The 13,425-nt window shown below is 68.1% G+C and carries 13 protein-coding genes; 7 read left to right on the top strand and 6 right to left on the bottom strand.

Going from position 1 to position 13,425, the window contains the following annotated elements:
• Window positions 1–4: 4 nt before the first annotated feature.
• The gene (gene rpsP, locus ACWA14_RS06880; RefSeq protein ID WP_463797075.1) at window positions 5–439 is read right to left on the bottom strand and encodes a 30S ribosomal protein S16; all 435 of its coding nucleotides are present in this window, start codon (window positions 437–439) and stop codon (window positions 5–7) included.
• A 205-nt stretch (window positions 440–644) separates the two neighbouring features.
• Here rpsP and ACWA14_RS06875 point away from each other — a divergent pair, with 205 nt between their 5' ends.
• Entirely contained in the window at window positions 645–1,796 is a 1,152-nt protein-coding gene (locus ACWA14_RS06875) for a glutamate--cysteine ligase (RefSeq protein ID WP_463797074.1), read from the top strand.
• A 34-nt stretch (window positions 1,797–1,830) separates the two neighbouring features.
• On the opposite strand, the gene ACWA14_RS06870 is transcribed toward ACWA14_RS06875, so the two are convergent.
• On the bottom strand, window positions 1,831–2,802 hold the full coding sequence (locus ACWA14_RS06870; RefSeq protein WP_463797072.1) for a sugar-binding transcriptional regulator: 972 nt from the start codon (window positions 2,800–2,802) through the stop codon (window positions 1,831–1,833).
• A gap of 101 nt (window positions 2,803–2,903) precedes the next feature.
• Here ACWA14_RS06870 and ACWA14_RS06865 point away from each other — a divergent pair, with 101 nt between their 5' ends.
• From ACWA14_RS06865 to glpK, 3 genes are all read left to right on the top strand, one after another.
• Window positions 2,904–4,613 carry a glycerol-3-phosphate dehydrogenase/oxidase gene (locus ACWA14_RS06865; protein WP_463797070.1) on the top strand — a complete coding sequence of 570 codons (1,710 nt, stop codon included), beginning with the start codon at window positions 2,904–2,906 and terminating at the stop codon, window positions 4,611–4,613.
• A gap of 91 nt (window positions 4,614–4,704) precedes the next feature.
• On the top strand, window positions 4,705–5,457 hold the full coding sequence (locus ACWA14_RS06860; protein WP_463797068.1) for an MIP/aquaporin family protein: 753 nt from the start codon (window positions 4,705–4,707) through the stop codon (window positions 5,455–5,457).
• Window positions 5,458–5,484: 27 nt separating this feature from the next.
• On the top strand, window positions 5,485–6,999 hold the full coding sequence (gene glpK / locus ACWA14_RS06855) for a glycerol kinase GlpK (protein WP_463797066.1): 1,515 nt from the start codon (window positions 5,485–5,487) through the stop codon (window positions 6,997–6,999).
• Window positions 7,000–7,075: 76 nt separating this feature from the next.
• On the opposite strand, the gene ACWA14_RS06850 is transcribed toward glpK, so the two are convergent.
• Window positions 7,076–7,948 (bottom strand): LysR family transcriptional regulator, encoded by an 873-nt coding sequence (locus ACWA14_RS06850; protein ID WP_463797064.1) that lies wholly within the window; start codon window positions 7,946–7,948, stop codon window positions 7,076–7,078.
• 78 nt (window positions 7,949–8,026) lie between these two features.
• On the opposite strand from ACWA14_RS06850, the gene ACWA14_RS06845 reads away from it, so the two are divergent.
• A complete protein-coding gene (locus tag ACWA14_RS06845) occupies window positions 8,027–8,941 on the top strand; it encodes an EamA family transporter (RefSeq protein ID WP_463797063.1) in 915 nt (304 codons plus the stop codon).
• A 5-nt stretch (window positions 8,942–8,946) separates the two neighbouring features.
• Here ACWA14_RS06845 and ffh read toward each other — a convergent pair whose 3' ends face one another.
• Together ffh and ACWA14_RS06835 are read right to left on the bottom strand one after the other, a co-directional pair.
• Window positions 8,947–10,506 (bottom strand): signal recognition particle protein, encoded by a 1,560-nt coding sequence (gene ffh, locus ACWA14_RS06840; RefSeq protein WP_463797060.1) that lies wholly within the window; start codon window positions 10,504–10,506, stop codon window positions 8,947–8,949.
• Window positions 10,507–10,563: 57 nt separating this feature from the next.
• Entirely contained in the window at window positions 10,564–11,151 is a 588-nt protein-coding gene (locus ACWA14_RS06835; RefSeq protein ID WP_463797059.1) for a TetR/AcrR family transcriptional regulator, read from the bottom strand.
• A 111-nt stretch (window positions 11,152–11,262) separates the two neighbouring features.
• On the opposite strand from ACWA14_RS06835, the gene lipB reads away from it, so the two are divergent.
• Window positions 11,263–11,913 (top strand): lipoyl(octanoyl) transferase LipB, encoded by a 651-nt coding sequence (lipB, locus tag ACWA14_RS06830; RefSeq protein ID WP_463797057.1) that lies wholly within the window; start codon window positions 11,263–11,265, stop codon window positions 11,911–11,913.
• On the top strand, window positions 11,910–12,899 hold the full coding sequence (lipA, locus tag ACWA14_RS06825) for a lipoyl synthase (RefSeq protein ID WP_463797055.1): 990 nt from the start codon (window positions 11,910–11,912) through the stop codon (window positions 12,897–12,899). The genes lipB and lipA overlap by 4 nt, the downstream gene beginning before the upstream one ends.
• A 4-nt stretch (window positions 12,900–12,903) precedes the next feature.
• Here lipA and ACWA14_RS06820 read toward each other — a convergent pair whose 3' ends face one another.
• Window positions 12,904–13,404, bottom strand: coding sequence for a DUF2004 domain-containing protein (locus ACWA14_RS06820; RefSeq protein WP_463797053.1), 501 nt, complete (start codon window positions 13,402–13,404; stop codon window positions 12,904–12,906).
• Window positions 13,405–13,425 lie beyond the last annotated feature (21 nt).

Here is a 13,425-nt window from a genome sequence, read left to right as displayed (position 1 = left end):
CGGATTACTCCGCGTCGGCGGCGGGAGCCTCAGCGGCCTCCGCAGCGGCCGGAGCGGCGGGAGCCTCCTCAGCGGGAGTCTCCTTCTTCTCTGCCTTGGGCTTGACGACGGACTTCTTGGACGCGTCGATCTCGAAGGGAGCCTTGGGCTCCTTGACCTTGAGCGTGGACACCGCGTCCTTGTCGCCCTTGAACTTGCCCCAGTCGCCCGTGATCTTGAGGATGGCGGCGACCTGCTCGGTCGGCTGCGCGCCGACGGAGAGCCAGTACTGCGCACGCTCGGAGTCGACCTCGATGAAGGAGGGCTCCTCGGTGGGGTGGTACTTGCCGATCTCCTCGATCACGCGACCGTCGCGCTTGGTCTTCGAGTCGGCGACGACGATGCGGTAGTACGGCGCGCGGATCTTGCCCAGGCGCTTGAGACGAATCTTTACAGCCACGATTCTCCTGAATTGTGTGAAGGAAGGAACTGATCGCCTGGAGCGTGGGGTGCACACCCGGCGGAAGCTCTGAGGGAGGACGACTGCTGGATAGAGGGTCGAGCAGGTCGTCCGACCTTCTATTCTGCCAGATGCCGGCGCGCGGCGCGAAACGTGGCGACACGGCCGATGCTCGCTCCCCCGACCCTCGTGTCAGAATGTGCTCGTGTCGCTCGATTTCACCCCGTCCGCCCGCTCCACCGTCGGTCTCGAGTGGGAGATCATGCTCGCTGACCCCGTGAGCGGCGACCTCGTCGGTCGTGCACCGGAACTGCTCGCCGCACTCGAGGACGAGAGTGCCCACGAGCGGCACACCGTGACGGGCGAGCTCCTCACCAACACGATCGAGGTCACGAGCGGCGTCGGCGACTCCGTCTCCCACGCCGTGGACGACATCGCCCAGGCGATCGCCGCCGTCCGCGCCGCGACGGACCCCGCCGGGATCGAACTGCTGTCGGCGGGCAGCCACCCCTTCGCTCAGTGGTACGAGCAGCAGGTGACCGACAAGACGCGCTACCACACGCTCATCGAGCGCACGCAGTGGTGGGGGCGCAACATGATGATCTGGGGGATCCACGTCCATATCGGTGTGGAGGACGCGCGCAAGGTCTTCCCGATCATCAACGCGCTGACGGGTTATCTCCCCCACCTGCAGAGCATCGCGGCATCGAGCCCGTTCTGGGCCGGAGAGCGCACCGGCTACGCGTCCAACCGCGCGCTCGTGTTCCAGCAGCTCCCGACCGCGGGCCTGCCGTGGCCTCTGCAGGACTGGGCGCAGTTCGAGGGGTACCTCGACGACATGGTGCGCACCGGGGTGATGGCCGACGCCTCGGAGGTGCGCTGGGACATCCGTCCGGCGCCTCGCTGGGGAACGATCGAGATCCGCGCCTGCGACGGAGTGTCGACTCTTCCCGAGCTCGCCGCGATCGCCGCGCTCGTGCAGGTGCTGGTCGAGCATTTCTCCCGCGAGTTCGACGAGGGCCGTGCCCTGCCCCAGATGCCCGCCTGGTTCCATCGGGAGAACAAATGGCGAGCCGCGCGGTACGGGCTGGATGCCCGGGTGATCGTGGATGCGGAGGGCACGCAGCGCCCTGTCCGGGAGCACCTCGCCCAGACCATCGAGGAACTCGCGCCGATCGCCGTGGAACTCGGGTGCGCCCGAGAACTCGGCAGCATCCACACGACGCTCTCCGCCGGCGCCAGCTACGCGCGCCAGTTGGCGGTGGCGGAGGCCTCCGGCGGCGACCTCCGCGCCGTCGTCCATCACCTGATCCGCGAGTTCCGCTCCGGCCCGGAGTCCTCCACCGCCGACCTCTGACCGGTCCGCTCCCGCGGCGGAGCGATCCCCGCACTCAGTCGTCGAGCAGTTGCCGCGCGAGCCCCTCGTCCAGGACGACGTCCGTGATGAGATCGGCCGCGATGGCCGCGCGCAGACTCACGAGCTTGGGGATGCCGGAGACGACGCACACCCGTCGCGGGACGCGGCGCAGGCGGTCGAGCCCCGGCCCGGTCGCGCGTGCGTTGACGCGGATGTCGCGCCACGAGCCATCGGCACGGAAGAACACCGTCGCGACGTCACCGATCGCGTGGTCCTCCCGCAGACTCCGGTAGTCATCGCGCCCGAGGTACCCGCCGACGTAGACCCGACTGGGTACTTCGGCCGAGGGCGAGCCGAGGCTGAAGACCGCGATGTCCATCTTGGACTGCAGATCGAGCACGCGACGGGTGCTCCGCTCCCGCCACATCGCCTCGCGGGTGGCCGGGTCGTCGAAGAACGCCGGCACCGGGAACTGCTGCACCTGCGCCCCGAACGCACTGCCGAAACGCTGCAGGATGTCGCTCGAGTACTCGACGCCGCTGGTCTGCGTGTTGCCGGCACCGTTGAGCTGCACGAACGTGGTGTTGTGGGTCTCCTTCTGCGTGAGGCCCCGGCTCACCGCGCTGATCGTGGACCCCCAGGCCACACCGATGATCATGTTCGAGTCCACGAACTGCGACAGCAGTCGTCCGGCGGTGAGGGCGACGCGTTCCAAGCGCTCCACCTCGCTGACGATCTCGGACATCGGCACCACGTGCGCGGCCACTCGATGTCGGTCACGGATGCGTTGCTCGAGGATGCCGAGGCGCTCGAGCGGGGAATTGATCCGGATGTCGACCAGACCGCTCTCCCGTGCGTAGCTCAGGAGCCGCGACACCGAGGACCGGGACGTGCCCAGCTCCTGCGCGATGACCTCCATGGTCTTGTCCTGCATGTAGTAGAGCTGTGCAGCCGTGAGCGCCGCGATCAGCCTCGAATCGCGGGATTGCGCGTCTGAACCGACCATGGGGGCCTCCTCTGCATCGATCCTTGCACATATGTGCAGTCGACTTGCGCACGACCCTCGACAGGTCGAAGCTGAGGGCAAGCAACGAAAAGAGGTCGAGGATGATCGAGTCGACACACTCATCACCCGAACGCGCCGCAGTGCAGGCGCTTCGTGAATCCGGACGTACGAGCGTCCTTCTGATCGGCGGCGGGATCAACGGCATCTCGACGTTCCGTGATCTGGCTCTGCAGGGAGTCGACGTCACCCTGGTCGAGCGTGGGGACTTCGCCTCCGGCGCATCCGCGGCCTCGAGCCACATGATCCACGGCGGCATCCGCTACCTCGAGAACGGCGAGTTCCGCCTGGTCCGGGAATCCGTGGAAGAGCGCAACGGACTGCTCAAGATCGCTCCCCACTATGTGAAGCCGCTGCAGACGACCATTCCGATCTACTCGACGTTCTCGGGAATCCTCTCCGCCCCGCTCCGCTTCCTCACGCACAAGAGCGGGAAGCCGCAGGAGCGCGGCGCTTTCCTGATCAAGGTCGGGCTGACGATCTACGACACGTTCTCCCGCGACGGCGGCACCGTGCCGCGTCACCGCTTCCTCGGACGCAAGCGCTCGCTGGCCGAACTGCCCTCGATCGACCCGAAGATCAAGTACACCGCGACCTACTACGACGCGTCGATGCACGACCCCGAGCGCCTCGCGCTCGACGTCCTGCAGGACGGCCTCGCCGCACACCCGGGCGCGCGTGCGCTGAACTACGTGGAGGCGATCGGCCGAGACGACAAGACCGTCCTGCTGCGCGACCGCGAGAGCGGCACGGAGTTCTCCGTGGCGGCCGATGTCGTCGTGAACACCTCGGGCCCGTGGACCGACCTCACCAACGACGCCCTCGGCACCGAGACCCGCTTCATGGGCGGGACCAAGGGCTCGCACATCGTGCTGGACCACCCCGAGCTGCTTGCGGCCACGCGTGGCCGGGAGATCTTCTTCGAGCACTCCGACGGACGCATCGTGCTGATCTACCCGCTCAAGGGCCGCGTGCTCGTCGGAACCACCGACATCGACGCCGACCCGCGCGACCCGGCGATCTGCACCCAGGAAGAGGTCGACTACTTCTTCGATCTGATCCACCACGTCTTCCCGCAGATCGACGTCTCGCGCGACCAGATCGTATTCCGCTTCTCGGGCATCCGCCCGCTCCCCCGTCACGAGGACACCGCCCCCGGCTTCGTGTCCCGCGACTACCGCATCGAGGTCGACGACTCGGGTTCCGTCCCGCTGGTCAGCCTGGTCGGCGGCAAGTGGACCACCTTCCGCGCGCTGGGCGAGTCGCTCTCCGACATCGTCCTCGGCCTCATCGGTCGCACCCGGACGGTCTCGACGGTCGGGCGTGCCATCGGCGGCGGACGCGACTTCCCGCGCACCGAGAAGGCCAAGCGCATCTGGATCCAGGAGTACCTGCCCGGCGCTGGCGACCGCGCGGAGAAGCTGCTCACCCGCTACGGCACGCGCGCTGCGCAGGTCTGGGAGCACATCGAGCAGGGCGCGGATGCTCCCATCGCCGGTGGCGACCTGTCGACCCGCGAGCTGGAGTGGATGGTGCAGAACGAGATGGTCACGCGCCTGCAGGACGTCATCATGCGCCGCACGAGCATCGCGTTCACCGGACACGCCGACAGCGCGGTCATCGACGAGATCGCGGACGCTCTCGCCCCGCTGCTGGGCTGGGACCGGGCGCGCCACGACACGGAGCTTGACCAGACCAGGGAACTCCTGAACGATCGGCATGGACTGCACCTCTCGTCCCGCACCCGCGGCTGACGAGGGATCCGACGTCGCCCTCCTTGCGACGCACCCTCATCATGTGGTCAGGGCAGAGGGGCCCTGACCCGCAAGAAAGGTCAATGAAGACATGGCTGATGTCAATCTCGGTCTCTACTTCCTGTCGGAGTTGGTGGGCACAGCGATGCTCGTCCTGCTCGGATGCGGTGTGGTGGCCAACGTCGCGCTCGCCAAGAACAAGGGCTTCGGCGGCGGCTTCCTGATGGTCAACTGGGGCTGGGGTCTGGCGGTCTTCGCCGGTGTCCTGGTCTCCGCCTACTCGGGCGCCATCCTGAACCCCGCCGTGGGAATCGGTCTCCTCATCTCGGGGACGATCACGTTCCCGATGTTCCTGGTCGCAACCGGTGCGGAACTGCTCGGCGCCATCCTCGGTGCCATCGTGGTGTGGCTCGCCTACAAGCAGCACTTCGACGAGGAGCCGGATGCCGCCAACAAGCTCGGCGTCTTCTCCACCGGTCCGTCGATCCGCTCCTACGGCTGGAACCTCGTCACCGAAGTCATCGGCACCTTCGTGCTGGTCTTCGTGATCCTCGCCTTCGCCGACTACGGCGACATCGAGGTCGGCACCCCGGGTGGCCTCGGACCGCTCACCGCGCTCCCCGTCGCTCTGCTCGTGGTCGCCATCGGCGCCTCGCTCGGTGGACCGACCGGCTACGCGATCAACCCGGCCCGTGACCTCGGACCGCGCATCGCTCACGCGATCCTCCCGATCAAGGGCAAGGGCGCCAGCGACTGGTCCTACTCGTGGGTCCCCGTGGTCGGCCCCCTCATCGGTGGTGCACTCGCTGCCGTCGCAGCTCCTGTCCTGCTGCACCTCGCCTGATCCGACCTGAATTCAAAGGAGAACACAATGGCTGACTACATCCTCGCCATCGACCAGGGAACCACCTCCAGCCGCGCGATCATCTTCGACAAGAAGGGCAGCATCATCGCGACGGGCCAGAAGGAGCACGAGCAGATCCTCCCGAAGGCGGGCTGGGTCGAGCACGACGCCTCGGAGATCTGGCGCAACGTGCAGGAGGTCATCGGTCTGGCCCTCAGCCGTGCCGACCTGACCCGCCACGACATCGCCGCGGTGGGAATCACCAACCAGCGCGAGACGGCGGTCGTCTGGGACAAGACCACCGGAAAGCCGGCGTACAACGCCATCGTCTGGCAGGACACCCGCACGCAGGGCATCGTGGATCGTCTCGCGGCCGACGGCGGCGTCGAGCGCTTCAAGCCGATCGTCGGACTGCCGTTGGCGACGTACTTCTCCGGTACCAAGATCGCCTGGATCCTCGAGAACGTCGAGGGCGCACGTGAGAAGGCGGAGGCCGGCGATCTGGTCTTCGGCACGACGGACAGCTGGGTGCTCTGGAACCTCACGGGCGGCGTCGACGGCGGCGTGCACGTGACCGACGTCACGAACGCGTCGCGCACCATGTTCATGGATCTGGAGACGCTCGAGTGGCGCGACGACATCCTCGAGGCCTTCGGGGTGCCGCGTTCGATGATGCCGGAGATCCGCTCGTCCTCCGAGGTCTACGGGGCGGCGGAGGACTCCTCGCTGCTGCGCGAGACCCCGATCGCCGGCATCCTCGGCGACCAGCAGGCCGCGACCTTCGGCCAGGCCGCGTTCCAGAAGGGTGAGAGCAAGAACACCTACGGCACCGGCTGCTTCCTGATCTTCAACACGGGCGAGGAGATCGTCCACTCGAAGAACGGGCTGCTGACCACGGTCGGCTACAAGCTCGGCGACCAGCCGACGCACTATGCGCTGGAGGGCTCCATCGCCGTCACCGGATCGCTGATCCAGTGGCTGCGCGACCAGCTCGGCATCATCTCCTCCGCCCCCGAGGTCGAGGAGCTCGCCGAGAAGGTCGAGGACAACGGCGGCGTGTACATCGTCCCGGCGTTCTCGGGCCTGTTCGCGCCTTACTGGCGGCCGGATGCCCGCGGTGCGATCGTGGGTCTGACCCGCTACGCGAACAAGAACCACATCGCTCGCGCCGCCCTGGAAGCAGTCGCCTTCCAGACCCGCGACGTGCTGGACGCCGTGAACGCCGACGCCGGTGTGGATCTGACCGAGCTCAAGGTCGACGGCGGCATGGTCGCCAACGACGCGCTCATGCAGTTCCAGGCGGATGTCCTCGGTGTGCCGGTCGTGCGGCCGGTGGTCGCGGAGACCACCGCGCTCGGCGCCGCCTACGCCGCGGGTCTCGCCGTCGGTTTCTGGAACGGGCTCGACGACCTGTCCGCGAACTGGCAGGAAGACCGCCGCTGGGAGCCCTCGATGGAGGCAGGCGAGCGCGACCGCCAGCTGCGTCTGTGGCGCAAGGCCATCTCGAAGTCGATGGACTGGGTCGACGAGGACGTCAAGTAGTCGCACCCGACCGAGAAGCGGCCCCGGAGAGATCTCTCCGGGGCCGCTTCTCGGTGTCCGGCCGTCGAACGGGGTGTCAACGACCCGCCAGAACGGCGAGGAACGCCCGCGCGACGCTCCGAGGCGCGGCTGCGTCCCACGTGACGTACTCGTTCCGCACAGGACCTCGCCGGACGGCCACCGTCGCCACCTCCGCATTCGAGCGCGCCACGACACCGGGTGCGAGCAGCGTGACGGCGAGCCCCGCCGCGACCAGCCCGAGGATGAGCTCGGCGGAGTCGGCCTCGAAGGCGACGTCGCGCTCCACCTGCGCGGCAGCGAACGCCGCATCGCTCTGCGCGCGACCCGAGGTGCCGGCGGGGAAGTCGACGAACGTCGTCCCCGCGAGGTCGTGGATTTCCACGAATGGCGCCTTCGCCAGGGCGTGTGCGGAGGGGACGACGGCCACCAGGCGGTCGGAGGCGAGCACTCGCGAGGCGACACCGGTCGGAAGCACTTCCTCACGGAGTCCGACGAGCGCGACATCCAGATCGCCGCGGTGGACGGCCGCCATCAGCGCATCGCTGTTCCCGACCTGCATCTCGACCCTCGTCGAGGGGTGCGCAGACCGGTAGGCGACGAGCACCGCGGGGACGTCGACGGAGGTGACCGTGGGGATCACCCCGAGCCGAAGGGTTCCCACGACATCGCCCACGGTCGCCGCGGCGTCCTCCCTGGCCTGTTCGACCGCCGTCAGAGCGTTGCGCGCCGGCACCACGAACGCCTCCCCCGCCTCGGTCAGACGAACGCTGCGACTCGTACGCACGAACAGCCGCTGACCGAGCTCACGCTCGAGTGCGGCGATCTGATGACTGAGGGCGGACTGCGTGACGAAGCAGCGCTCCGCAGCACGGGTGAAGCTCGATGCCGCCGCGACCTCGACGACGTAGCGCAGCTGCTGGAGGTCCATCTTCATATGATCTCTGTTCATGGAAGCCGTGACAAGCATGCGTTGGACTCATCGAGTCCTCGCGGGGAGGCTGAGAGCATGAACAGACTGCCCATCGTGCTTCTCACGGCATTCGCACCGATCGCGTGGGGGACGACGTATCTCGTCACCACCGAGCTCCTGCCCGCCGGTCACCCGCTGTTCGCGGCCCTGCTCCGCTCGCTTCCGGCCGGGCTGCTCGCGGTGTCGATCGGTCGCCGACTCCCGCACGGCCTGTGGTGGGGCAAGGCCTTCGCCCTCGGAGCACTCAACATCGGAGCGTTCTTCCCGCTGCTGTTCCTCGCGGCGGAGCGTCTCCCGGGAGGCGTGGCCGCTGCCGTGGCGGGCGCACAGCCGTTGATCGTTCTCGCGATGGGCGCTCTCGTGCTGCAGGAGCGGATCCGTCCGACCACCGCCGCCGTTGCGGTGGCCGGTGCCGGTGGCGTGGCCCTCGTCGTGCTCGGTCCTGCCGCGGAGCTCGACCTCTGGGGCATCCTGGCGGCGCTCGGGGGCGTCTCCGCCACCGGCGCCGGGATGATCCTGACCAAGCGGTGGGGGCGGCCGAGCATGGTCGGCCCCGTGGCCTACGCGGGCTGGCAACTCACCGCCGGCGGTCTTCTGCTGCTCCCGATCGCGCTTCTCGTCGAGGGGGTGCCGTCGGCCATCGACGGAGGTGCCGTCCTCGGCTACGTGTGGCTGGGCACCGTCGGAGGAATCATCGCGTACACGCTCTGGTTCCGCGGCATCCAGCAGCTGCCGGTGATCGCCCCGGGGCTTCTGGCGCTGCTCTCCCCGATTGTCGCGACCACCCTCGGCACACTGGTCGCCGGTGAGGCGTTCACGCTGGTCCAGGCGATCGGCTTCGCAATCACGCTCGCCGCGCTGGTCTCAGGGCAGATCTTCGCGCACCGAGGAACCACGCCAGTCCCCGCGGTCGAACCCTCCGCGGCACCCGCGCCGGCCTCGCCGCGCTGAGCGGCTCAGCTCTTGCCGAACAGCTTCTGGATCTCGGCCAGCTCATCCTCGCTCGGTGCCGCCTTCGCGCCGCCCCCGAGACCGAAGCCGGATCCGGTCGGAGCCGACGTCGCAGCGATACCGGCGTTCTCCGCGGCACGCTTCGCCGGGTTGCCCGAACGGGAGCCGCCCGAGGTCTTCCCCTTCTTGCCCCTCTTCGACGAGGCTCCGGGCCTACCCATCCCGGGCACGGGTCCCATGCCGGGGATGTTCGGGGTGCCGCCGCGCGCGACGGTCTTCATCATCTTCGCGGCCTGTTCAAAGCGCTGCACGAGCTGGTTGACATCGGTCACGGTGACGCCGGAACCGCGGGCGATGCGCAACCGGCGGGAACCGTTGAGCACCTTCGGGTTGCGGCGCTCCCCCGGCGTCATCGAACGGATGATGGCTTCGGTGCGGTCGATCTCGCGTTCGTCGAAGTCCTCGAGCTGCTGCTTCATCTGCCCCATGCCGGGGAGCATCCCCAGCATCTTCTTCATCGACCCCATCTTCTTCATCTGCTGAAGCTGGTCGAGGAAGTCTTCGAGGGTGAACTGCTCGGTGGCGATCTTCTCCGCCATCTTGACGGCTTCCTCCTCATCGAAGGCCTGCTGGGCCTGTTCGATGAGCGTGAGGATGTCGCCGAGGTCGAGGATGCGGCTCGCCATGCGGTCGGGGTGGAAGGGCTCGAGATCCTCGAGTCGCTCTCCGGTGGACGCGAAGATGATCGGACGGCCCGTGATCGAGGCGACCGAGAGGGCGGCACCACCGCGGGCGTCGCCGTCGAGCTTCGACAGGACGACCCCGGTGAAGTCGACGCCCTCCTGGAACGCCTTGGCGGTGTTCACGGCGTCCTGACCGATCATCGCGTCGATGACGAACAGCACCTCGTCGGGGTCGACCGCCTTGCGGATGTCGGCGGCCTGCTTCATCAGCTCGGCGTCGACGCCCAGGCGTCCGGCCGTGTCGATGATGACCACGTCGTGCTGGTGGCGGCGAGCGTGCTCGACACCATCACGCGAGACCCGGACCGGGTCACCGACGCCGTTGCCCGGCTCCGGGGCGAACACGGTGGCGCCGGCCTGCTGGGCGACGACCTGAAGCTGGTTCACGGCGTTCGGACGCTGCAGGTCGGCGGCGACGAGCAGCGGCGTGTGCCCCTCGCCCTCGAGCTGCTTCGCGAGCTTTCCGGCGAACGTGGTCTTTCCCGACCCCTGGAGACCGGCGAGCATGATGACGGTGGGCGCGGTTTTGGCGAACCGGAGACGTCGCTGCTCACCGCCGAGGATCTGCACGAGTTCCTCGTTGACGATCTGCACGACCTGCTGCGCCGGGTTGAGGGCCTTGTTGACCTCGTCGCCCAGAGCCCGTTCACGCACCTTGGCCGTGAACTCCTTGACGACGATGAGGGCCACGTCGGCGTCGAGGAGTGCGCGGCGGATCTCGCGCACGGTTCCGTCGACGTCGGCCGCGGTGAGCTTTCCCTTCGTGCGCAGATTGCGGAAGGTCTCGGTGAGCCGGTCGGAGAGCGTGCCAAAGGTAGCCATGGTGCTGTCGATTCTACGCGAGACACTCGGTGCCGGTGGCGCACCCCGGGTGCCGGTTCACGAACCCCAGGGAAGCCGGTGGATCGCCGCGAGTGCGTCGATGAGCACGGCTTCGGGACTCCCGCGCCCGGCGCCCTGCTCCGCCCAGACGCGGAGAGACGTGAGCACCGCTGCCGCATGAGCCGCACCCAGGATGTCGGCCCGCACGTCGTCGACCCCGGACGCCACGGCCGCGCGCGCGATCGCGGCGGCCAGGCGTGCCTGTCGGAGCCCGGTGTCCCTGACCAGCTCGTCCTGAAGCCCCATCGCCGTCGCATTGCGCAGAGCCAACGCCAGCGGATCGGGGGCGAAGTCGCGCACGACGGTCACGAGGATGCCGCGCACGCTCTCTCCTGTGGCACCCGCATCCTGCTGCTCGAGAGCGACCACCGCGTTCTCGATGCGCTCATCGACCCCGGACCAGAGCACATCGCTCTTCGATGCGAAGTAGTTGAAGAAGCTCGAGCGGCTGACTCCGGCGCGCTGCGTGATGTCGGCGACGGACGTCGCGTCGTAGCCCCGCTCCAGGAACAGTTCGCAGGCGGCTTCGGCCAGGGTCTCGCGCGACGAGGCCTTGGGGCGCCCTGCACGGCCGGTCACACTCATGACATCACGGTACCGCGCGGCGTGCATGACCTGCGCTGTCGGCAACCGGGAGTATTGTTGGACTCGATCCATCTAGGCTCCTGACCTGGACACCGACGGCGAGAGAAGATCATGCTCGACATCCTCACACCGGGGTTCGCCCCCGACTTCGTGCCGTACACCGAGGGGTGGGAGCTGCAGCGTCGCGTCCACGCCGACGTGGTCGACGCCACGCGTCCGAACACGCTGATCCTGCTCGAGCATGAGGCCGTGTACACCGCGGGCAAACGCACCGAGCCGCAGGAGCGCCCGCACGACGGGACGCCTGTGGTCGATGTCGATCGCGGCGGGAAGATCACCTGGCACGGTCCAGGACAACTCGTCGGATACCCGATCGTGCGGCTTCCCGAGCCCATGGACGTCGTCGCGCACGTGCGGCGCCTGGAGCGGATCCTCATCGAGGTGCTCCGCCCGCTCGGCGTCGACGGCTACCAGGTGGAAGGTCGCAGCGGTGTCTGGGTGCGACGCCCCCTGTCGGAGGACAAGGTCGCCGCGATCGGCGTCCGCGTGCAGCAGGGCGTCACGATGCACGGTTTCGCGATCAACTGCGACAACTCGCTCGCGGGCTTCCGCGGCATCATCCCCTGCGGCATCACCGACGCCGGGGTGACCACGGTGAGCGAGGTCGTCGGTGCCTCCGTCTCGCCGACCGACATCGTCGCGTCCCTCGTCGACGCCTTCACCGCCGAATACGCGACCCACGACACAGGAGTGCCCGCATGACCGCCGCCCCCGAGGGACGCAGGCTTCTGCGTCTGGAGATCAGGAACGCCGAGACCCCCATCGAGCGCAAGCCCGAGTGGATCAAGACCAAGGCGAAGATGGGCCCGGAGTACACCGCGCTGCACTCGCTCGTGAAGAGCGAGGACCTGCACACGGTGTGCCAGGAGGCCGGGTGCCCGAACATCTTCGAGTGCTGGGAAGACCGGGAGGCCACCTTCCTGATCGGCGGCTCGCAGTGCACCCGACGCTGCGACTTCTGTCAGATCGACACCGGCAAGCCCGACGACTACGACACGGACGAGCCGCGACGGGTCGCCGAGAGCGTGCAGCGGATGGGTCTGCGTTACGCCACGGTCACGAGTGTCGCGCGCGACGACCTTCCCGACACCGGTGCCTGGCTCAATGCCGAGACGGTGCGCAGGATCCACGAGCTCAACCCGAACACCGGCGTCGAGCTCCTCGCCAACGAGCACAACGGCGACCCGGCTTTCCTCGGTCAGATCTTCGAGGCACGCCCGGAGGTCTTCGCACACAACGTCGAGACCGTGCCGCGCATCTTCAAGCGCATCCGCCCGGCTTTCCAGTACGAGCGGTCGCTCGATGTGCTGACGCAGGGCCGCGCGGCCGGCCTGATCACGAAGTCGAATCTGATCCTCGGCATGGGAGAAGAGCCCGAGGAGGTCGTGCAGGCGTTGCAGGATCTGCATGACGCCGGCTGCGACATCATCACGATCACCCAATACCTGCGGCCGACGCCGCGGCACCTGCCGGTGGCCCGCTGGGTGAAGCCGACCGAGTTCGTCGAGTTCAAGGAAGAGGCCGAACGCATCGGGTTCCTCGGGGTGCTCGCGGGCCCGCTGGTGCGCTCGTCCTACCGCGCCGGACGCCTGTGGGCGCAGTCCATGATCTCCAAGGGTCGTGAGATCCCGCCGCACCTCGCGCACATCGCCGAGAGCGTGGACCAGGGCTTCGCCCAGGCCGTCTGACCGCTCAGTCGGCGCTCATCACCGACTGCACGCCGCCGTCGGAGCCGAGGTTGACGAGCAGGACGTCGTCTGTGGTGGTCGCGTCCAGGGCGTACTCCATGACCGCGAAGGGCTCGGAGCCGCCGTGCTCGTCCGCCAGGATGGTCATGCTCATCAGGCGCAGGGAACGGATGATGTCCACGGCCGCGTCCCCGGAGACGTCCACCAGGACATCGTCGAGCTCGTCGCCGTAGGCCTCCTGCTGCTGCAGGATGTACTCGGTGACCTCGCTGGTGCGGTCGTCGACCTCCGCGAGCATCCCGCGACGCGCCGTGTCGTCCACGGTCTCGAGACCGGCGATCAGCGAGGCGGCGATGTCGAGCGCTTCGGAGGACACGTCGTCCTGGTCGGGCGCGGTCAGATCCACGGTGACGCTCTGGTCACCGAGCTCGACGGTCTCCGACCAGAAGATCGAGCCGTCGGGCCCCGACGAGAGGAGTCCGAAGTAGTCGTGTTCGATCGCCATAACGCTATGAAACCAGCCTCC

It is taken from the genome of Microbacterium sp. TW_SC_2, assembly GCF_055361165.1.
Note: the sequence above shows the minus strand (reverse complement) of the source record. Positions and strands in the feature narration are given on the sequence as shown.